We start from the raw sequence: 22,083 nt of genomic DNA on the forward strand, positions 1-22,083 counted from the left end.
GTCAGCGGCCCGCCGGGGTCCAGTGGAGGCGGGCGTCCAGGCCTATGGCCGCCACCCCGTCCGTGCCGGCGTCCGGGGCACCCGAGAAGAGGAACTTCTCCAGCGTCCACACCGGGCGCGACCCGGAGCGGCCGTGCGGGGCCGTCGCCAGGAAGCCCGTGCGGGAGCGGACCGCGACCAGGCCGTCGCCGCCGCTCACCGGGCCGTAGCCCGCGACGCCGGTGCCGGGCAGCTCCGTGACCGGCGACACCGGGCCCGTACCGGAGAAGTCGGCGCTGCGCAGGTCGCCGGAGGCCGGCTTGCGGAACCAGAGCCGCACGCCCTCCCCGTCCGGAGCCGCGCTCGCGCTCAGCGCGAGGGTCGTCGGCGGCAGCCCGGTCGCCGCCGGCCCCGCCAGCGGCTCGCCGGGGCTCTGCGCGGCCCAGGCGAGGACGGTCTTCGGGGTGCTGGCGAACACGTACCCGCGGCCCTCCGCGTCCGTCGCCGCCACCGGGTCGCCGTACACGTCCGTGCCGCCCAGGGGCCGCCACGGGTCCCAGTCGCCGTCCGTCCGCTGCTCACGGGCCGTCAGCCGGTGGCGGCTGTCGCGCAGGACCACCGTGGCCAGGCCGTCGGGGGCCACGGTCACGGCGGGCGCGCTGATGTCCGAGGTCCCCGAGGCGTCGTCCGGCTCGGGCGTGCCGAGCGAGAGCCAGGGGCCGAAGCCGCCGCCCGGCTCGTCCTGGACGGTGGTGACCACCTCGCGCCGGTAGTCGGTCGCGGAGTCGCCGAGCGTCGTACGGGTCCCGAAGACGGCTATCCGGCCGTCCGGCAGGGTCACCGAGGTGACCCCGCTGTCGAGTCCGCCGCCGGGCAGCAGCTCCGGGCCCCGCCAGGCCACGGCGTCGGCCGGCTTCCGCCAGGCCGCGAGGCGCCCGTCGAGGACGGAGAAGGCGTGCAGCCCGCCGTCCCGGTCGCGCTGCACCCAGGACGTGGAGGTGCCCCGGGCGTACCGGACGGTCTGCGTCCAGCCCCGCCCGCCGGGCCGCGCGGCCACCTTCAGGTCGCCGCAGCCCGCGTCGGTGCCGCAGTCGTGGACCCCGTCCAGCCAGGCGTACGTCTTCACGGTCCGCAGCTTCGCGTCGGCCGTCTCGGGGTCGAGGGTGTGCGGCAGGACGCTCGTCGGGTAGCCGAGGTAGTTCTGCACGCCGACGTGCGGGTGCCCGGGCAGCTCGGCGTACCGGGCCAGCGCGCTCTGCACGAACCGCGCCCCGTACAGGTGGTCCTGGTGGTCGCGGAACCTCCCGGTCTTCGGGTAGGTGCCGGGGCTCGGGTCCTGCATCCGGACGAAGGTCGGCCGGAAGCGCTCCAGGATCCCGGTCAGCGTGGCGACGACCTGCTCCTTCGTGTACGCGAAGTCGGTCGGGACCGGCGTGCCGGCGGCGCGCTGCGAGGCGAGCACGCCGATCCGGCCGTTCCACAGGCCGTGCAGGCTGTACGGGCGGTCGCCGTTGACGGAGCCGGCCTCGCGCAGCTGCAGCCACACCAGCCTGATCTGCGGCCGGGCGCGCAGGGTGTCCAGCTCGGCCCAGCCGCCGCCCTTCGTGGGTATCGCGGACCGGTCCCAGGGGCTGGTCCTGCTGCCCGTCGCCATCTCGGCGTAGGCGGCCCTTATGCCGTTCTGCCGGGCCTCGGCGTAGCCCGCCTTGTCGGGCGCGGCGGCCTTGGCGTCGCGCGGGCGCGCGTTGACCCCGTCGGACTCGCCTGCGGTCAGGTAGACGCCGGTGAGGGGGTTTCCGGAGTGGAGGGACTGGGACACGTCCGGGTTCATGAAGAACAGGTCGTCGTCCGGATGGGCGACGATCTGCACCACGGACACCGGCGGCCGGACGCCCCTGACGGGCCGTCCGGGCTTCCCCGACTTCCCGTGCGCGTCGGCCGGCAGGGCCTTCGCGCGCACGTGCTCCCCGGCCCCCGTGCCCTCCGCCGCCCGGGCCGAGGGCGCGTGCGGCGTCCCCGTCAGCGAGAGGATCCCGACGAACGCGCCGCCCACCAGGGCGGCCGCCACCACCGTCGCGGCGGCCTTGCGGCGGGACGGGAGGGCGGGGCGGGGGCGGAGCCGGCGCATGGGCATGTGTCGGTGGCGTGCTTTCACGAGAGGTCGGAAGGGCGGGACCGTCCCGCGGAAGGCAAGACGAACTTTCAAGGAATACGGTTCATTCAGTCTGAAAAGCGAATGATGTGCGGGACATCACGTGTGATCCACCGCGGGACGTACGGGACGTCAGGTCCGATCCGCCGCCGGACGCGCGGGACGTCACGTGTGATCCACCGCCGGACGCGCGGGACGCCACGCGTGATCCACCGCGAACCACCGGCCTGGACACCCGTGCCCCCCGCGCCGGATAGGCTCGATGTCCGGGGTTCGTCCCCGGGTTCGGACCTGCTCGGAGGGAGCGGCGGAATGACGGTGCCGGGACGCAGGAGCAGCACGTTCTCACGTCTGCTGCGGCACGGGTTCACCGACCCCTCGGGGGCCGAGCGCCTCCTCGACCTGCCCGAACTGTCCGCGCTGCGCGACGACCCCGTCCTCCTCGACGCCCTCGGCGCCACCGCCGACCCCGACCTCGCCCTGCGCGGCCTGGTCCGGCTCGTCGAGGCGCAGGCCGAGACGGAGCGGCAGACCCTCACCACCACGCTGCTCTCCGCGAAGCCCTTCCGGGACCGGCTCCTCGGCGTCCTCGGCGCCTCCGAGGCGCTCGCCGACCACCTCGCCCGGCACCCCCGCGACTGGGAGTCCCTCGTCACGTACGAGGCGGCCGACCTGCACCCGGGGGTCGCCGAGTTCGAGCAGGGGCTCGCCGAGGCCACCGACGCGGTCTCGCTGCGGGTCGCCTACCGCCGCTGCCTCCTCGCCATAGCGGCCCGTGACGTGTGCGGCACCACCGACGTCGCCCAGGCCGCCGCCGAACTCGCCGACCTGGCGACGGCGACGCTGCGCGCCGCGCTCGCCATCGCCCGTTCGGCCGAACCCGCCGACGCCGCCATGTGCCGGCTCGCGGTCATCGCGATGGGCAAGTGCGGCGGCCACGAACTGAACTACGTCTCCGACGTGGACGTCATCTTCGTCGGGGAGCCCACCGAGGGCGCCGACGAGGGCAAGGCGATCCAGGCCGCGACCCGGCTCGCCTCCCACCTGATGCGGATCTGCTCCGAGACCACCGTCGAGGGCACCATCTGGCCGGTCGACGCCAATCTGCGCCCCGAAGGCCGCAACGGCCCCCTCGTCCGCACCCTCTCCTCCCACCTCGCCTACTACCAGCGGTGGGCGAAGACCTGGGAGTTCCAGGCGCTGCTCAAGGCGCGCGCGGTCGCCGGCGACCCCGAGCTCGGCGCCCAGTACATCGACGCCGTCTCCCCGCTCGTCTGGCAGGCCGCCGAGCGCGAGAACTTCGTCCCCGACGTGCAGAAGATGCGCCGCCGCGTCGTCGACAACATCCCCGCCGCCCAGGTCGAGCGCGAACTCAAGCTCGGCCCCGGCGGCCTCAGGGACGTCGAGTTCGCCGTCCAGCTCCTCCAGCTCGTGCACGGCCGCAGCGACGCCACCCTGCACAGCGGCACCACCCTCGACGCGCTCGCCGCCCTCGCCGCCGGCGGCTACGTCGGCCGCGCCGACGCCTCCCAGCTCGACGAGGCGTACCGCTTCCTGCGCGCCATGGAGCACCGCATCCAGCTCTACCGGCTGCGCCGCACCCACCTCGTCCCCGAGGACGAGACCGACCTGCGCCGCCTCGGCCGCTCCCTCGGACTGCGCACCGACCCGGTCGTCGAGCTCAACAAGGAGTGGAAGCGGCACGCCGCCGTCGTCCGCCGGCTGCACGAGAAGCTCTTCTACCGGCCGCTGCTCGACGCCGTCGCCCAGCTCGCCCCCGGCGAGATCCGGCTCAGCCCGAGGGCCGCGGGACAGCGCCTCGAGGCGCTCGGGTACGCGGACCCCGCCGCCGCCCTGCGCCACCTGGAGGCACTGGCCTCCGGGGTGAGCCGGAAGGCCGCCATCCAGCGGACCCTGCTCCCGGTGCTGCTCGGCTGGTTCGCCGACTCGGCCGACCCGGACGCCGGACTCCTCGGCTTCCGCAAGGTCTCCGACGCCCTCGGCAAGACCCCCTGGTACCTGCGGCTGCTCCGCGACGAGGGCGCCGCCGCCGAGAACCTCGCCCGGGTCCTGTCCGCCGGACGCCTCGCCCCCGACCTGCTGCTCCGCGCCCCCGAGGCCGTCGCGATCCTCGGCGACCCGGAAGGACTGAAGCCGCGCGGCCGGGACCACCTGGAGCAGGAGGTCCTCGCCGCGGTGGGCCGCGCGGACGACGCCGAGCACGCGGTCGCGGCCGCCCGCGGGGTCCGCCGCAGGGAGCTGTTCCGTACCGCCGCGGCCGACCTCATCGGCTCGTACGGCACCGAGGACAACCCCCGCGAGCAGGACCCGGGCGCCCTCGTCGACCGGGTGGGGGAGGCCGTCACCGACCTCAACGCGGCGACGATCGCCGGCGCCCTGCGGGCCGCCGTGCGCGCCGAGTGGGGCGAGGAGCTGCCGACCCGGTTCGCGGTCATCGGCATGGGCCGCTTCGGCGGCCACGAGCTGGGATACGGCTCCGACGCCGACGTCCTGTTCGTGCACGAGCCCCGCGAGGGCGTCGACGAGCAGGAGGCGGGCCGGGCCGCGAACCGGGTGGTCACCGAGATGCGCCGGCTGCTCCAGCTGCCCACGGCCGATCCGCCGCTCCTGATCGACGCGGACCTGCGCCCGGAGGGCAAGAGCGGCCCCCTCGTGCGCACCCTGAAGTCGTACGGGGCCTACTACCGCCGCTGGTCGCTCGTCTGGGAGAGCCAGGCGCTGCTGCGCGCCGCGCCCATGGCGGGCGACCGGGAACTGGCCGACCGGTTCATCGAGCTCGTCGACCCGCTGCGGTACCCGGCCGAAGGGCTCGGCGAGGACGCGGTCCGCGAGATCCGCCGCCTCAAGGCCCGGATGGAGTCCGAGCGGCTGCCGCGCGGCGCCGACCCGACCCTCCACGCCAAGCTCGGGCGCGGCGGCCTCAGCGACGTCGAGTGGACGGTCCAGCTGCTCCAGATGCGGCACGGCTGGGTCGAGCCGGGCCTGCGGACGACGCGTACCCGCGAGGCCCTGGCCGCCGCCCACGCGGCGGGCCTGATCCCGACCGAGGAGGCGCAGACCCTCGACGAGGCCTGGGTCCTCGCCACCCGTGTGCGCAACGCGGTGATGCTGGTCCGCGGCCGCCCCGGCGACACCTTCCCCTCGGACCCGCGCGAGCTCGCCGCGGTGGGGCGTTACCTGGGGTACGAGTCGGGGCACGTCGGCGAGATGGTCGACGACTACCGCCGCATCACCCGCCGGGCCAGGGCGGTCGTCGAGGAGCTGTTCTACGGGGCGTAGGGGGCGCCTTCCGGGCCGTGGACGCGGAGCAGGAGTTCCCGGAGGACCCGTCGCTCCTCCGCGTCCAGCGGGGCGAGCACCTCGTCCTGGACGGCCCGCGCCTCGGCGTCGAGCTCCGTGAGGAGCGTCCGCCCGGCGGGGGTGAGGGTGACGAGGACCCTCCGCCGGTCCTCGGGGTCCCGGTCCCGCTCGACGTGGCCGCCGGCGGCGAGCTGCTCCACCACCTTCGCCATGTCGCTCGGGTCCACGCCGAGCCGGGCGACGAGGTCGCGCTGCGCGTGCGGGCCGAAGTCGGCGAGGGCGGCGAGGACCGCCATGTCCCACAGGCGCAGACCGCGCTCGGACAGGCGCAGGGCGAGGCGGCTCCGGGCGGTCTTGCCCACCCGGGAGAGCAGATAGGTGCTGAGGCCCAGGAGGGAGGGCGGGGTGGCGCGGGCGGAAACCATGTACGGAATTCTAGGTCTTCTCCTATGGTGGGTGTCGACCCACTATCTGTTCATGGTTCGCCGAAGGAGCCCGCCGTGCACGTCCCGTACCCCCGACTCCTCGTCACCCGCTTCGCCGACTGCTTCCGGTTCTACGCGGCGGTCCTGCCCGCGCTGACAGGCGCGGACCTCGACAAGGGCGGCCCGGACGGGGCGTACGCGAACTGGGAGGCGGACGGCCGGGCCGTCCTGGTGCTCTTCGACCGCTCCGCGATGGCCTCCGTCCTCGGCACCGGGGACCTGCCGGCCCGGCCGGAGCCGGCGCAGGACGCGGCGATGCTGGTCCTGCGGGTGGACGACGTCGACAAGGCGCTCGCCCTCTGCCTGGACGCCGGCGGCACCCCCGTGCTCGGCGCGACGGACCGCCCGGAGTGGGGGCCCGGCCTGCGGACCGCGCATCTGCGCGACCCCGAGGGGCACCTCGTCGAGCTGCAGTCCTACTGATCGGCCCGGGTCACTTGCCGGAGCCGACCTGCTCCGCCTCGTCCCGCTCGCGGTCCGCCCTCGCCACCGGGGCCGGACCGCCCCGCTCGACGACGCCCACCGGCTCCACCAGCTTCGGCAGCCGGTGCGGGCGGGAGCCGTACCAGAAGTAGGAGACGGCGAAGCCGAAGGACAGGCAGAGCATGCCGCCGGCCGCGTCCAGCCAGAAGTGGTTGGCGGTGGAGACGATGACGACGAGCGTCGCCGCCGGGTAGAGCAGGCCGAGGATCTTCGCCCAGGGTGCCCGGGCGAGCAGGAAGATGGTCAGTCCGCACCAGAGCGACCAGCCGATGTGCATCGACGGCATCGCCGCGTACTGGTTCGACACGTGCTTGAGGTTGCCCGAGGCCATCGAGCCCCAGGTGTGGTGGACGAGCACCGTGTCGACGAAGTCCTGGCCGTTCATCAGCCGGGGCGGCGCGAGCGGGAACAGGTAGTAACCGACCAGTGCCACACCGGTGGTCGCGAACAGGACCGTACGGAACGCCGCGTAACGGCCCGGGTGCCCTCGGTAAAGCCAGGCGAGCACACCGATGGTGACGATGAAGTGCAGCGTCGCGTAGTAGTAGTTCATCGAGACGATCAGCCATGTCACCGAGTTCACGGCGTGGTTGACGGCGTGCTCGAAGGCGAGGCCGAGGGACTGCTCGGTCTTCCAGATCCAGTCGGCGTTCTTGAGCGCCTGGGCCTTCTGCTCCGGCACCGCGTTGCGGGTGAGGGAGTACAGCCAGTAACTCACCGCGATGAGCACGACCTCGAACCAGAGCGTGGGACGCCGGGGCGTGCGACCGCGCAGCCGCGCGAACCGTCCCTCGTCAGCCGCGATGGGTGACGACGACGGGGTCGTCCGGCTGTCCAAGCTCTTCACGGTCGTTTCACCCATAGCGAGAGAGTCTGCCAGATCCCGTCCCCCCGACCGATCATCCCTCGGTCGGGTTCCGGGTGCACCCGCTCCACCTCAGGAAGGAGTGCGCGCGGGCGACGGAGCCGATGCCGTCGAGCCGCGAACCACCAGCTCGGGCATGAAGACGAACTCGGAGTGCGGGGCCGGGGTGCCCCCCACCTCCTCCAGGAGCGCGCGCACCGCGGCCTGGCCCATCGCCTGCACGGGCTGGCGGATGGTGGTCAGCGGCGGGTCGGTGAACGCTATGAGCGGAGAGTCGTCGAAGCCGACGACCGAGACGTCCCGGGGGACGTCGAGCCCCTGCTGCCGGGCCGCCCGGATCGCGCCGAGCGCCATCATGTCGCTCGCGCAGACGACGGCCGTGCAGCCGCGGGAGATCAGCGCCCCGGCCGCGGCCTGGCCGCCCTCCAGGGTGTAGAGGGAGTGCTGGATCAGCTCCTCGGACTCCTCCGGGGAGAGGCCGAACCGCTCCCGCATGCCCTGCTGGAATCCCTCGATCTTGCGCAGCACCGGCACGAACCGCTTCGGCCCGACGGCGAGGCCGATCCGGGTGTGCCCGAGCGCGGCCAGGTGCGTCACGGCCAGCTTCATCGCCGCCCGGTCGTCGGGGGAGACGAACGGCGCCTGGACCTTGGGGGAGAAGCCGTTGAGGAGGACGTACGGGACGCCCTTGCCGCGCAGCTGGTCGTAGCGCGTCATGTCGGCGGTCGTGTCGGCGTGCAGGCCGGACACGAAGATGATGCCGGCGACGCCGCGCTCCACCAGCATGTCGGTGAGTTCGTCCTCGGTGGACCCGCCGGGGGTCTGGGTGGCGAGGACCGGTGTGTACCCCTGCCGGGTCAGGGCCTGCCCGATGACCTGGGCGAGGGCGGGGAAGATCGGGTTGTCCAGCTCGGGGGTGATGAGGCCGACGAGCCCAGCGCTGCGCTGCCGCAGGCGCACGGGCCGCTCGTAGCCGAGCACGTCGAGCGCGGCAAGGACGGACTCGCGGGTGGCGGCGGCCACGCCCGGCTTGCCGTTGAGCACGCGGCTGACTGTGGCCTCACTGACCCCCGCCTGGGCTGCGATGTCGGAGAGCCGCGCGGTCATGAGGATGGACTGTACCGGTCACGGGGCGTATTGCCCACCGCTACCCCGAGGTCCGATCGATGCCGCCCTTCTGTAAGACCTTGCAGTCCTTGCGGGCGTCTTTCGGGGGCATTCATGATCGAAAGGGGCCCGACTGCCCCTGTCAAGCGGCCCTCCGGCAACCTTAGGGACACACGAATGTAACGATCGCCGGTCCTTGCAGAAAGTTCTCGCAAGGTCTTTCGGCGCGTTTTCATCCCTGTTACGTTCCTGGCAACCCGGAGCGCCGCGAGGGAGCGGTCGCATGAGGAAGGTTCCAGCCCCTCGTCTCCCCGGGATCATTGAAGGAGTTCACATGCGGCGTGGCATAGCGGCCACCACGCTGGTCGCGGCCCTGGGCGTGACCCTGGCGGCGTGCGGCGGAAGCGACAGCGGTTCCAACGGCGGCTCGAAGGGCTCGGGCGAGCTCTCCGGCACCGTGACCTGGTGGGACACCTCCACGGTCGGCTCCGAGGACAAGGTCTTCAAGCAGGTCGCCGAGGACTTCACCAAGAAGCACCCCAAGGTCACCGTCAAGTACGTGAACGTGCCGTTCGGCGAGGCGCAGAACAAGTTCAAGAACGCCGCGCAGTCCGGCTCCGGCGCGCCCGACGTCATCCGCTCCGAGGTCGCCTGGACCCCCGACTTCGCCAGCCTCGGCTACCTCGCCCCGCTGGACGGCACCTCCGCGCTCAAGGACTCCGACGACTTCCTGAAGCAGGCCACCGCCTCGACGAAGTTCAACGGCAAGACCTACGCGGTCCCGCAGGTCATCGACTCCATGGGCATCTTCTACAACAAGAAGATCTTCAAGGACGCCGGCGTCCAGGTCCCCAAGACCATCGACGAGCTCAAGTCCGTCTCCGCCAAGATCAAGCAGAAGACCGGCAAGACCGGCCTGTACCTGCGCGGCGACGACCCGTACTGGTTCCTCTCCTTCCTGTACGGCGAGGGCGGCGACATGGTCGACGCCGAGAACAAGACCGTCACGATCGACGACGCCAAGGGCGTCAAGGCGCTCGCGACCGTGAAGGACCTGGTCGACTCGAAGGCGGCGATCACCGACGCCACCAACGGCTGGGACAACATGCAGGCGGCCTTCAAGGACGGCAAGGTCGCCATGATGATCAACGGCCCGTGGGCCGTCACCGACACCTACGCGGGCAAGGAGTTCGCCGACAAGGCGAACCTGGGCATCGCCCCGGTCCCGGCCGGCTCGGGCGGCCAGGGCGCCCCGCAGGGCGGCCACAACCTCGCGGTCTACGCGGGCTCCAAGAACCTGGAGGCCTCGTACGCCTTCACCGAGTACATGACCTCGGTCGAGACCCAGACGCGGATCTCCAAGGAGCTCAGCCTGCTCCCGACCCGTCAGTCCGTCTACATCAAGCCGGACGTCGCGACCAACGAGATGATCAGCTTCTTCAAGCCGGTCGTCGACAAGGCCGTCGAGCGCCCCTGGATCCCGGAGGGCGGCAGCCTCTTCGAGCCGATCAAGGTCGAGTACACCAAGGTCCTCACCGGCCAGACGACCCCGGAGGCCGGCGCCAAGGCGATCGGTGACTCGTACCGCAAGCTCCTGAAGGACTGGAAGTAAGAAAGAAGGCAGGCCGGCTCATGGCTGTGGACAGTCCCAGCCAGTCGGTGGCGAAGGCCGCGGGCGACAGTGTCGCCCGCGGCCGGAGCCGCGGAACTGGTACACCGCGCCGCGCGGCGAAGCGCTCCCTCTCCACCCACTGGTACGCCTGGGCCATGGTCGCCCCCGTGGTGATCGTGATCGGCGTGATCATCGGCTATCCGCTGGTCCGCGGCATCTACCTGTCGTTCACCGACGCGAACGAGAGGAACGTCGCGCGGTCGATCGGCGTCAACGAGATCCCGGCCAGCTACGAGTTCATCGGCCTGGACAACTACAAGGACGCGATCACCGGGAGCCAGTTCCTCGGAACCCTCGGCTGGACGATCGTCTGGACCGTGTCCTGCGTGGCCCTGACCTTCGTCCTCGGCCTCGGCCTCGCCAACATCCTGAACCGGAAGATCGCCGGCCGCTCCGTCTACCGGATGCTGCTGGTCCTGCCCTGGGCCGTCCCCGGCTTCGTCTCCGTCTTCGCCTGGCGCTTCCTGTACGACGAGCGCCGCGGCATCCTCAACCAGGTCCTCGCGGGCGGCGGCATCGACGCCGTCCCGTGGCTCAACGACCCGACCTGGGCCAAGTTCTCGGTCATCGCGGTCAACGTCTGGCTCGGCGTCCCGTTCATGATGGTCGCCCTCCTCGGCGGACTCCAGTCCATACCCGGCGAGCTGTACGAGGCCGCCGAGATGGACGGCGCGAGCGCCTGGCAGCGCTTCCGGCACATCACCCTGCCGGGGCTGCGGTCCGTCAGCACCACCGTGATCCTGCTGAGCACCATCTGGACCTTCAACATGTTCCCGGTGATCTTCCTGCTCACCCGGGGCGGTCCCGGCGAGGCCACCCAGATCCTCGTCACCCAGGCCTACAAGTTCTCCTTCGAGGTCAGCCCGCGCGACTTCGCCCAGTCGTCCACGTGGGGCGTGCTCATCCTGGTCCTCCTGATGGTCTTCGCCGCGTTCTACCAGCGCGTCCTCCGCAAGCAGGGAGAAGTCTGGTGACCACCACGACCCCCACCCCCCAGACCGTGAACATCCAGACCGTGAACACCCCGGTCCGCGGCCGCCGTTCGCCGCTCGCCTCGGTCGGCCTGCACGTCACGCTGATCGTGGCGTCCGTGATCGCCGTCTTCCCGGTCCTCTGGGTGCTGCTGACCTCGCTGAAGCCGGCGAAGTACGCGACCACCACGGACTTCTTCAAGGAGACGACGCTCGAGAACTACACGAACCTGGTGAACGACACCCCGTTCCTCACCTGGTTCGGCAACTCGCTGCTCGTCGCCGGCCTCACCACCGTCGTCGGCGTGTTCATCTCCGCCACCACGGGCTACGCCGTCAGCCGCTTCCGGTTCCCCGGCAAGCGCGGCCTGATGTGGACGCTGCTCGTCACCCAGATGTTCCCGGTCGCCGTCCTGATCGTGCCGATCTACAACATCATGGCGTCGATGGGCCTGCTCAACCAGCCGGCCGGACTGGTCATCACGTACCTGACCATCGCCGTCCCGTTCTGCGCGTGGATGATGAAGGGCTTCTTCGACACCATCCCGCGCGAGATCGACGAGTCCGGCTACGTCGACGGCCTCACCCCGTTCGGCACGTTCTGGCGGCTCATCCTGCCGCTCGCCAAGCCGGGCATCGCCGTCACCGCCTTCTACTCCTTCATCACCGCCTGGGGCGAGGTCGCCTACGCCTCCGCCTTCATGGTCGGCGACGAGAACCTCACGCTCGCCGGCGGACTGCAGAAGTTCGTCAACCAGTACGGCGCCCAGTGGGGCCCGATGGCCGCGGCCTCCGTGCTCATCGCGATCCCCGCCGCCCTCGTGTTCCTGTTCGCCCAGCGCCACCTCGTCACCGGCATGTCCGCCGGCGCCGTCAAGGGCTGAGCCCCTCTCCATGTCCTGACGACATGTCCTTACGACCCAAGGAAGACATGACCCAGCACCTCGCCACCCCCGCCGCCGCCCCGACCACCGGCACGCACACGGGCTGGTGGAGAGACGCGGTGATCTACCAGGTCTACCCGCGCTCCTTCGCCGACGGCAACGGTGACGGCATGGGGGACCTGGAGGGCGTCCGCAGCCGGCTGCCGTACCTCAAGGAGCTCGGCGTCGACGCCGTCTGGCTCTCCCCGTTCTACGCCTCGCCGCAGGCCGACGCCGGCTACGACGTCGCCGACTACCGGGCCATCGACCCGATGTTCGGCACGCTCCTCGACGCCGACGCCCTGATCCGCGAGGCCCACGAACTGAGCCTGCGCATCATCGTCGACCTCGTCCCCAACCACTCCTCCGACCAGCACGAGTGGTTCCAGCGCGCCCTGCGCGAGGGCCCCGGCTCGGTGCTCCGCGAGCGCTACCACTTCCGCCCCGGCCAGGGCGAGAACGGCGAACTCCCGCCCAACGACTGGGAGTCCATCTTCGGCGGCCCCGCCTGGACCCGTACGGAGAACCCGGACGGCACCCCCGGCGAGTGGTACCTCCACCTCTTCGCCCCCGAGCAGCCCGACTTCAACTGGGAACACCCCGCCGTCCGCGACGAGTTCCGCTCCATCCTGCGCTTCTGGCTCGACATGGGCGTCGACGGCTTCCGCGTCGACGTCGCCCACGGCCTCGTCAAGGCCGCAGGCCTGCCCGACATCGGCTCGCACGACCAGCTGAAGCTGCTCGGCAACGACGTCATGCCCTTCTTCGACCAGGACGGCGTCCACGAGATCTACCGCTCCTGGCGGCAGATCCTCGCCGAGTACGACGGCGAGCGCATCCTCGTCGCCGAGGCCTGGACCCCCACCGTCGACCGCACCGCGAACTACGTGCGCCCCGACGAGATGCACCAGGCCTTCAACTTCCAGTACCTCGGCACCCACTGGGACGCCGCCGAGCTCCGTGACGTCATCGACGCCTCGCTCGACGCGATGCGCCCGGTCGGCGCCCCCACCACCTGGGTCCTCTCCAACCACGACGTCACCCGGCACGCCACCCGCTTCGCCAACCCGGCGGGCCTCGGCACCCAGCTCCGCGAGGCCGGCGACCGCGAGCTCGGCCTGCGCCGCGCCCGCGCCGCGACCCTCCTCATGCTGGCCCTGCCCGGCTCCGCGTACGTCTACCAGGGCGAGGAGCTCGGCCTGCCCGACGTCACCGACCTGCCCGACGAGGTCCGCCAGGACCCGTCCTTCTGGCGGGCCAGCGGCCAGGACGGCTTCCGCGACGGCTGCCGCGTGCCGATCCCGTGGACCGTCGAGGGCTCCTCGTACGGCTTCGGCGACGGCGGCTCCTGGCTGCCGCAGCCCGCGACCTGGAGCGCCCTGAGCGTCGAGGCGCAGACCGGCGACCCCGGCTCCACCCTGGAGCTCTACCGCAGCGCGCTCGCCGTCCGGCGCGAGCGCCCCGAACTCGGTGCGGGCGACGCCGTCGAGTGGCTGGAGGCACCCGAGGGTGTGCTCTCCTTCCGCCGCGACGGCTTCGTCTGCACCGCCAACACCACCGGCCGGGCCATCACCGTCCCGCTGCCCGGCCGGTATCTCCTTGCCAGCGAGGAGGTGGACGGCTCCGCCGTGGAGGGGACGGTGGAGCTGCCCGCCGACACCACCGTCTGGTGGGCGGTGTGACGATCCCCCTGCCGCGGGGCGCCGGGAACGGCGCCCCGCGGCTCGCGGACATCGCGGCCCAGTCCGGGGTCAGCGAGGCCACCGTCAGCCGTGTCCTCAACGGCAAGGCGGGGGTGGCCGGCGCGACCCGGCACAAGGTGCTCGCGGCGCTCGACGTCCTCGGCTACGAGCGTCCCGTACGGCTCAAACGCCGCAGCGCGGGCCTCGTCGGGCTGGTCGTGCCCGAGCTGACCAACCCGATCTTCCCGGCCTTCGCGCAGGTCGTCGAACAGGTCCTCGCCGGGCACGGCTACACCCCGGTCCTGTGCACCCAGATGCCCGGCGGCGCCACCGAGGACGAGCTCGTCGAACAACTCGTGGAGCGCGGGGTGGCCGGCATCGTCTTCCTCTCCGGGCTGCACGCGGACGCCACCGCCGACCCCGCGCGCTACGCCCGGCTGACCGAGCGCGGCGTCCCGTACGTCCTCATCAACGGCTACAACGAGCACATCGACGCCAACTTCGTCTCCCCGGACGACCGGGCCGCGGCCCGGATGGCCGTCCGGCACCTGGTCGAGCTCGGCCACGAGCGGATCGGCCTCGCCATCGGCCCCACCCGCTACGTCCCCTCGCGCCGCAAGGCCGAGGGCTTCACCGCCGAGCTGTACGAACTCCTCGGCATCGAGCGCGCCGAGGCCGAACGGTTCATCAGGCCCACCCTGTTCGGCGTCGAGGGCGGTCACGCGGCCGCCGACATCCTGCTCCGCGAGGGCTGCACGGGCATCGTCTGCGGCTCCGACCTGATGGCGCTCGGCGTCATCCGCGCGGTGCGCGCCCGCGGCCTCGACGTGCCCGGCGACGTCTCCGTCGTCGGCTTCGACGACTCGCCGCTGATCGCCTTCACCAGCCCGCCGCTGTCCACCGTGCGCCAGCCCGTGCAGGCCATGGCGACGGCGGCCGTCGGCGCGCTCCTGGAGGAGATCGAGGGGAACCCGGTGCAGCGCACGGAGTTCGTCTTCCAGCCGGAACTCGTCGTGCGCGGTTCCACGGCGCAGCCGCCCGGCCGGCTTCCGCAAGTCCTTCCGTAACAAGTTGCGTTCGGGCGCCCGGAGGGTTGACCGGGCGCCGGGGCACTCGTACGGTCACGGCTGAAAACAGTTGCTGAAGTTTTCGGCAACTTCTTGCGACAGTGAAGTCAGCAGGAGGAGACATGGCGAGAAAGACCGTGGCCGCTGCACTCGCCCTCGTGGCGGGAGCCGCTGTGGCCGTCACGGGCAACGCCCCGGCGCAGGCCGCCCCGCCCGGCACCAAGGACGTCACCGCGGTGCTGTTCGAGTGGAACTTCGCCTCGGTCGCCCGGGAGTGCACCGAGCGACTGGGCCCCGCCGGATACGGATACGTCCAGGTGTCCCCGCCCCAGGAGCACCTCCAGGGCAGCCAGTGGTGGACCTCGTACCAGCCGGTCAGCTACAAGATCGCCGGACGTCTCGGCGACCGCACCGCCTTCAAGAACATGATCGACACCTGTCACGCGGCCGGCGTGAAGGTCGTCGCCGACTCCGTCGTCAACCACATGGCGAACGGGTCGGGCACGGGAACGGGCGGGACCCCGTTCTCCAAGTACGACTACCCCGGCCTCTACTCGGGCGCGGACATGGACGACTGCCGCGCCGCGATCTCCAACTACCAGGACCGCGCGAACGTCCAGAACTGCGAGCTGGTCCAGCTCCCCGACCTCGACACGGGCGAGGACTACGTCCGCGGGAAGATAGCCGGCTACCTCAACGACCTGCTCTCCCTCGGCGTCGACGGCTTCCGCATCGACGCCGCCAAGCACATGCCGGCCGCCGACCTCGCCAACATCAAGTCGCGCCTGACGAATCCTTCCGTCTACTGGAAGCAGGAGGCGATCTACGGCGCGGGCGAGGCCGTCCAGCCGAGCGAGTACCTCGGCAACGGCGACGTCCAGGAGTTCCGCTACGCCCGCGACCTCAAGCGGGTCCTGCAGAACGAGAAGCTCGCCTACCTCAAGAACTTCGGCGAGGCCTGGGGCTACATGCCGTCCGGCCAGTCCGGCGTCTTCGTCGACAACCACGACACCGAGCGCGGCGGCGACACCCTCAACTACAAAGACGGCGCGAACTACACCCTCGCCTCCGTCTTCATGCTCGCCTGGCCGTACGGCTCCCCGGACGTCCACTCCGGCTACGAGTGGACCGACAAGGACGCGGGCCCGCCCAACGGCGGTGCCGTGAACGCCTGTTACGCCGACGGCTGGAAGTGCCAGCACGCCTGGCGCGAGATCTCCTCCATGGTGGCCTTCCGCAACACCGCCCGCGGGCAGGCCGTCACCGACTGGTGGGACAACGGCGGCAACGCGATCGCGTTCGGCCGCGGCTCCAAGGCGTACGTGGCGATCAACCACGAGGCCTCGGCCCTGACCCGCACCTTCCAGACGTCCCTCGCCGCCGGCACCTACTGCGACGTGCAGTCGAACACCGCCGTGACGGTGAACTCCTCGGGCCAGTTCACGGCCACCCTCGCCGCGAACACCGCCCTCGCCCTGCACACCGGGGCGATGACCTGCGGGACCCAGCCGGCCACCTCCGGCGCCTCGTTCAACGTCAACGCCACGACCGTGGTGGGCCAGAACGTCTACGTCACCGGCAACCGCGCCGAACTCGGCAACTGGGCCCCCGCCGCCGCGCTCAAGCTCGACCCGGCCGCGTACCCCGTCTGGAAGCTGACGGTGTCCCTGCCCGCCGGAACGGCCTTCGAGTACAAGTACATCCGCAAGGACGCGGCCGGCAACGTGACCTGGGAGTCGGGCGCCAACCGCACGGCGACGGTCCCCGCCTCGGGCCAGCTCGTCCTGAACGACACCTTCCGCAACTAGGGCCTGTCCGACCATTCGCGTCGGGGCCGGCCCGCCCGGCACGCACGCTCGCCGCACGGCCGAAACGCCCAAGTAGCTCCTCCCCCACTCTCGGCTTCGCTCGAGCGGGGGGACCCCCTTCGAGGGCGTCCCGGCCGCACGCCGATCGCACGCACCGAACGACCCGGCCTGATCCGACGCGAATGGTCGGACAGGTCCTCCTCCCCCCACGCAAGGGCCGCCCCGCCGGGGCGGCCCTCTCTTCCCGTACCTCCAGGGAGCACCCCCGTGATACGCAAGAGAACGGCGGTCGCGCTGGCCGCCGCGCTGTGCGCCGCCCTCGTGCCCGCCGTCCCCGCGACCGCGGCACCCCGGCCGCCCGCGCCGCCCTCCGACCAGGCCCTCGCCGCCCAGCCGGCCCGGCAGGACCTCACCCGTGAGCAGTTCTACTTCGTGCTGCCCGACCGCTTCGCCAACGGCGACACCTCCAACGACCGCGGCGGCCTCACCGGCAGCCGCACGGCGACCGGTTTCGACCCCACCGACAAGGGCTTCTACCAGGGCGGCGACCTCAAGGGCCTCACCGAGCGGCTCGACTACATCAAGGGCCTCGGCACCACCGCCATCTGGATGGCGCCGATCTTCAAGAACCGGCCCGTGCAGGGCACCGGCAAGGACGCCAGCGCCGGCTATCACGGGTACTGGATCACCGACTTCACCCAGGTCGACCCGCACTTCGGGACGAACGAGGACCTGGAGCGACTGATCGCCGCCGCCCACGCCAAGGGCATGAAGGTCTTCTTCGACGTCATCACCAACCACACCGCCGACACCGTCGACTACGCGGAGAAGAAGTACGGCTACCGCCCCAAGGGCGCCTACCCGTACCTCGACGCCTCGGGCCGCCCCTTCGACGACCGGACGAAGATCGGCAAGGTGGACGCGGACTCCTTCCCGTACACGCCGACGACGACCGGCGGCAAGGTCCCGTCCTGGCTCAACGACCCCACGATGTACCACAACCGGGGCGACTCCACCTGGGTGGGCGAGTCCGCCGAGTACGGCGACTTCGTCGGCCTGGACGACCTGTGGACCGAGCGCCCCGAGGTCGTCGAGGGCATGAAGCGGATCTACGAGAAGTGGGTCCGCGACTTCGACATCGACGGCTTCCGCATCGACACCGTCAAGCACGTCGACCTGGACTTCTGGACCCAGTGGGCCACCGCCCTCGACGCGTACGCGAAGAAGCAGGGCCGCGAGGACTTCTTCATGTTCGGCGAGGTGTACTCCGCCGACACCGCCGTCACCTCCCCGTACGTCACCCGGGGCCGGCTCGACGCCACCCTCGACTTCCCCTTCCAGGACGCCGCCCGCGCCTTCGCCTCCCAGGGCGCCGGCGCCGACCGCCTCGCCAAGGTCTTCGCCGAGGACTACCGGTACACCACCGACAAGGCCAACGCCTACGAGCAGGTGACCTTCCTCGGCAACCACGACATGGGCCGCATCGGCACCTTCCTGAAGCAGGACAACCCGAACGCGTCCGACGAGGAGCTCGTCCGCCGCGACCGCCTCGCCAACGAGCTGATGTTCCTCTCCCGGGGCAACCCGGTGGTCTACTACGGCGACGAGCAGGGCTTCACGGGCCCCGGCGGCGACAAGGACGCCCGCCAGACCCTCTTCGCCTCGCAGACCGCCGACTACCTCGACGACGACCAGCTCGGCACCGACCGCACGCACGCCTCCGACGCGTACGACACCACGCACCCCCTCTACCGCTCGATCGCCGCCCTGTCGAAGCTCACCCGGGAGAACCCGGCCCTCCGCGACGGCGTCCAGCGGGAGCGGTACGCCGAGGGCTCCGTCTACGCCTTCACCCGCACCGACCCGAAGACCCGGACCGAGTACCTGGTCGCCGTCAACGGCGCCACCCAGCCGAAGACCGTCACCGTCCCCGTCGACTCCGCCGACTTCCGCACCCTGTACGGGGGTCAGGGCGCCGTCACCGCGGACGACGGCAAGGTCACCGTCACCGTCCCGGCCCTCTCCTCCCTGGTCCTCAAGGCGGCCGGCCCGCTGCCCGCCCCCGCGACGAAGCCCACCGTCTCCCTGAAGGCCCCGGCCGCCGGCTCCACCGGCACCGTCGAGCTCTCCGCCGACGTCACCGGCGGCGGCCTGAACCGGGTCGTCTTCGCCGCCCAGGTCGGCGACGGCCGCTGGCAGACCCTCGGCACCGCCGACCACGCCCCCTACAAGGTCACCCAGCACGTCACCGCCCCCGCCGGCACCGCCCTGCGCTACAAGGCCGTCGTCGTCGACAGCGCCGGCCGCACCGCGAGCGCCCTCGCCGCCACCACGGCCGGCGCGCCCCCGGCCCCCGAGAAGCCGGTCGCCGTCGAGCGGGCGTACGCCGTCGTCCACTACAAGCGCCAGGACGGGAACTACGACGGCTGGAAGCTGAAGGCCGACGGCCAGGAGGCCGCCTTCACCGGCAGGGACGCCTTCGGCGCCTTCGCCTGGGTCAAGGTCCCCGAGGGTGCCTCCACCGTCGCGTACACCGTCGAGAAGGACGGCACCGCCGACGGCCCGCAGCGCAGCATCACCCTCGGCCGCACCGGCGAGGTCTGGATCACGCAGGGCGCCGAAGGACAGTCCGACACGAACCCGGCACCGGCGGCCCCGGACAAGACGAAGGCCGTCCTCCACTACAAGCGGGAGGACGGCGACTACGACGGCTGGGGCCTCCACACCTGGACCGGCGCCGCCCAGCCCACCGACTGGTCCAAGCCCCTCATGCCCGTCCGCGTCGACGCGTACGGCGCGGTCTACGAGGTCCCGCTGACCGAGGGCGCGAGCTCCCTCTCGTACATCCTCCACAAGGGCGACGAGAAGGACCTGCCCACCGACCAGTCCCTCGACCTCGGCACCTACGGCCACGAGGTCTGGCTCCTCTCCGGACAGCCCAAGTACCTCCTGCCGACCACCGGCGGCGCCCCGAACCTCGACCTCGGCAAGGCCGAGGCCCAGTGGATCGACCGGAACACCGTCGTCTGGAAGGTGAAGACCACCGACTCCACCAGCCAGCAGCTGGTGTACGCGAAGGACGGCGGGATCACCGTCACCGACGGGGCCCTGAGCGACGAGGGCCGCTGGCTCCGCCTCACGCCCTCCTCGCTGACCGACGCCCAGAAGGCCACGTACCCCCACCTCAAGGACTACCCGGCCTTCACCGTCGACCCGCGCGACGCCGACCGGGTCAGGGACTCCCTGCGCGGCCAGCTGATCGCCACCCAGCGCGCCGCCAACGGCGCCCTGCTCGCCGCCACCGGCGTCCAGACCGCCGGCATCCTCGACGACCTGTACGCGCCGAAGGCCACCAAGGCCGCGCTCGGCCCCGTCTTCCGCGCCGGCCGCCCCACCCTCTCCCTGTGGGCCCCCACCGCCCGGTCCGTCGCCCTCGAACTCGACGGCAAGGCCGTGCCCATGCGGCGCGACCCCGCCTCCGGCGTCTGGTCCGTCACCGGCCCGACGACCTGGACGGGCAAGCCGTACCGGTACGTCGTGAAGGTCTGGGCGCCGAGCGTGCAGAAGGTCGTCGAGAACCGGGTCACCGACCCCTACTCCACCGCCCTCACCACCGACTCCGCCCGCAGCCTCGTCGTCGACCTCACCGACCCGAAGCTCGCCCCCGCCGGCTGGAAGACCCTGAAGAAGCCCGCCGCCGTACCGCTGCGCGACGCCCAGATCCAGGAACTCCACATCCGGGACTTCTCGATCGCCGACCCCACCGCGAAGGCCGACCACCGGGGCACCTACCTCGCCTTCACCGACGAGGACAGCAAGGGATCGGAGCACCTGAAGGCGCTCGCCGCCTCCGGCACCTCCTACGTCCACCTCCTCCCGGCCTTCGACCTCGGCACCGTCCCCGAGAAGAAGTCCGACCAGGCCACGCCCGCCTGCGACCTGAAGGTCTACGCCCCCGACTCCGAGGAGCAGCAGGCCTGCGTCACCGCCGCCGCGGCCGAGGACGGCTACAACTGGGGCTACGACCCCCTGCACTACACCGTCCCCGAGGGCTCCTACGCCACCGACCCGAACGGCACCCGCCGCACCGTCGAGTTCCGGCAGATGGTCCAGGCCCTCAACGGGGACGGACTGCGCACCGTCATGGACGTCGTCTACAACCACACCGTCGCCGCCGGACAGTCCGACAAGTCGATCCTCGACCGGATCGTCCCCGGCTACTACCAGCGCCTCCAGGCCGACGGCTCCGTCGCCACCTCCACCTGCTGCGCCAACACCGCGCCCGAGAACGCCATGATGGGCAAGCTCGTCGTCGACTCGGTCGTCACCTGGGCCAAGCAGTACAAGGTCGACGGCTTCCGCTTCGACCTCATGGGCCACCACCCCAAGGCCAACATCCTCGCCGTACGGGCCGCGCTCGACGCGCTGACCGTCGAGAAGGACGGCGTCGACGGCAAGGCGATCGTCCTCTACGGCGAGGGCTGGAACTTCGGCGAGATCGCCGACGACGCCCGCTTCGTCCAGGCCACCCAGAAGAACATGGCCGGCACCGGCATCGCGACCTTCTCCGACCGGGCCCGCGACGCCGTCCGCGGCGGCGGCCCCTTCGACGGGGACCCCGGCATCCAGGGCTTCGCCTCCGGCCTCTACACCGACCCGAACGGCTCCGCCGCCAACGGGAGCCCGGCCGAGCAGAAGGCCCGCCTCCTGCACTACCAGGACCTCATCAAGGTCGGCCTGACCGGCAACCTCGCCGACTACCGCTTCACCGACACCTCGGGCCGTACGGTCAAGGGCGGCCAGGTCGACTACAACGGCGCCCCCGCCGGATACGCCGCCGCCCCCGGCGACGCCCTCGCCTACGCCGACGCCCACGACAACGAGTCCCTGTACGACGCGCTCGCCTTCAAGCTGCCGGCGGGCACCTCCCCGGCCGACCGCGCCCGCATGCAGGTCCTCGCCATGGCGACGGCCACCCTCTCGCAGGGCCCGTCCCTCTCCCAGGCCGGCTCGGACCTGCTGCGCTCCAAGTCCCTGGACCGCAACTCCTTCGACAGCGGCGACTGGTTCAACGCCATCCACTGGGACTGCCGCGACGGCAACGGCTTCGGCCGCGGCCTGCCCCCGGCCGCCGACAACAAGGCCAAGTGGTCCTACGGCAAGCCGCTCCTCGTGAACCCGGCCCTCACGGTCGGCTGCGCCCAGATCGACGGCGCCTCCGCCGCCTACCGGGACCTCCAGAAGATCCGTACCACCGAGCCGGTGTTCTCGCTGGCCACGGCGGACCGGGTCCAGGAGGCCCTGTCCTTCCCGCTCTCCGGCCGCGACGAGACCCCCGGCGTCATCACCATGCGCCTCGGTGACCTCGTCGTCGTCCTCAACGCGACCCCGGACGGCACTTCGCAGAAGATCGCCGACCTGGCCGGGAAGGGCTACGGCCTGCACCCGGTCCAGGCCGCCGGCTCCGACCCGGTCGTGAAGTCGTCCGCGTACGAGCGGTCCACGGGCACCTTCACGGTCCCGGCGCGGACGGTGGCGGTCTTCAAGGCCACGAGCTGACGGACGGCC

General features: G+C 71.7%; 13 protein-coding genes. 9 read left to right on the top strand and 4 right to left on the bottom strand.

All coding sequences use genetic code 11. From position 1 onward, the window contains the following. Position 1: 1 nt before the first annotated feature. A complete protein-coding gene (locus GGE06_RS03770; RefSeq protein ID WP_184930013.1) occupies positions 2 to 2,113 on the bottom strand; it encodes a PIG-L family deacetylase in 2,112 nt (703 codons plus the stop codon). Between the two features lie 330 nt (positions 2,114 to 2,443). Between GGE06_RS03770 and GGE06_RS03775 the strand changes: the two genes are divergently transcribed. Beyond that, entirely contained in the window at positions 2,444 to 5,431 is a 2,988-nt protein-coding gene (locus GGE06_RS03775; protein ID WP_116161336.1) for a bifunctional [glutamine synthetase] adenylyltransferase/[glutamine synthetase]-adenylyl-L-tyrosine phosphorylase, read from the top strand. Here GGE06_RS03775 and GGE06_RS03780 read toward each other — a convergent pair. Further along, on the bottom strand, positions 5,419 to 5,877 hold the full coding sequence (locus GGE06_RS03780) for a MarR family winged helix-turn-helix transcriptional regulator (protein ID WP_184930014.1): 459 nt from the start codon (positions 5,875 to 5,877) through the stop codon (positions 5,419 to 5,421). The genes GGE06_RS03775 and GGE06_RS03780 overlap by 13 nt on opposite strands. 75 nt (positions 5,878 to 5,952) lie before the next feature. On the opposite strand from GGE06_RS03780, the gene GGE06_RS03785 reads away from it, so the two are divergent. Beyond that, the gene (locus GGE06_RS03785) at positions 5,953 to 6,360 is read left to right on the top strand and encodes a VOC family protein (RefSeq protein ID WP_116161338.1); all 408 of its coding nucleotides are present in this window, start codon (positions 5,953 to 5,955) and stop codon (positions 6,358 to 6,360) included. Between the two features lie 10 nt (positions 6,361 to 6,370). Here the strand turns inward: GGE06_RS03785 and GGE06_RS03790 are convergent, their stop codons facing one another. Both GGE06_RS03790 and GGE06_RS03795 read right to left on the bottom strand, forming a co-directional pair. After that, entirely contained in the window at positions 6,371 to 7,282 is a 912-nt protein-coding gene (locus GGE06_RS03790) for a phosphatase PAP2 family protein (RefSeq protein WP_184930015.1), read from the bottom strand. Between the two features lie 75 nt (positions 7,283 to 7,357). Next, entirely contained in the window at positions 7,358 to 8,392 is a 1,035-nt protein-coding gene (locus tag GGE06_RS03795; RefSeq protein WP_116161340.1) for a LacI family DNA-binding transcriptional regulator, read from the bottom strand. A 334-nt stretch (positions 8,393 to 8,726) separates the two neighbouring features. Between GGE06_RS03795 and GGE06_RS03800 the strand changes: the two genes are divergently transcribed. From GGE06_RS03800 to pulA, 7 genes are all read left to right on the top strand, one after another. Further along, positions 8,727 to 10,004 carry an extracellular solute-binding protein gene (locus tag GGE06_RS03800; protein ID WP_184930016.1) on the top strand — a complete coding sequence of 426 codons (1,278 nt, stop codon included), beginning with the start codon at positions 8,727 to 8,729 and terminating at the stop codon, positions 10,002 to 10,004. Between the two features lie 20 nt (positions 10,005 to 10,024). Then, positions 10,025 to 11,038: a carbohydrate ABC transporter permease gene (locus GGE06_RS03805; protein ID WP_116161342.1), complete on the top strand. Its 1,014-nt coding sequence runs from the start codon at positions 10,025 to 10,027 to the stop codon at positions 11,036 to 11,038. Next, entirely contained in the window at positions 11,032 to 11,919 is an 888-nt protein-coding gene (locus tag GGE06_RS03810) for a sugar ABC transporter permease (RefSeq protein ID WP_221517789.1), read from the top strand. The genes GGE06_RS03805 and GGE06_RS03810 overlap by 7 nt, the downstream gene beginning before the upstream one ends. Positions 11,920 to 11,966: 47 nt before the next feature. Next, positions 11,967 to 13,640 carry a glycoside hydrolase family 13 protein gene (locus GGE06_RS03815; protein WP_184930017.1) on the top strand — a complete coding sequence of 558 codons (1,674 nt, stop codon included), beginning with the start codon at positions 11,967 to 11,969 and terminating at the stop codon, positions 13,638 to 13,640. Then, on the top strand, positions 13,628 to 14,707 hold the full coding sequence (locus GGE06_RS03820; protein ID WP_116161344.1) for a LacI family DNA-binding transcriptional regulator: 1,080 nt from the start codon (positions 13,628 to 13,630) through the stop codon (positions 14,705 to 14,707). The genes GGE06_RS03815 and GGE06_RS03820 overlap by 13 nt, the downstream gene beginning before the upstream one ends. Positions 14,708 to 14,829: 122 nt before the next feature. Continuing rightward, positions 14,830 to 16,515 (top strand): carbohydrate-binding module family 20 domain-containing protein, encoded by a 1,686-nt coding sequence (locus tag GGE06_RS03825; protein WP_184930018.1) that lies wholly within the window; start codon positions 14,830 to 14,832, stop codon positions 16,513 to 16,515. Positions 16,516 to 16,782: 267 nt separating this feature from the next. Continuing rightward, a complete protein-coding gene (gene pulA, locus GGE06_RS03830; protein ID WP_184930019.1) occupies positions 16,783 to 22,074 on the top strand; it encodes a pullulanase-type alpha-1,6-glucosidase in 5,292 nt (1,763 codons plus the stop codon). Positions 22,075 to 22,083: the final 9 nt, after the last annotated feature.

This window comes from Streptomyces nymphaeiformis (assembly GCF_014203895.1).
Lineage (GTDB): Bacteria > Actinomycetota > Actinomycetes > Streptomycetales > Streptomycetaceae > Streptomyces > Streptomyces nymphaeiformis.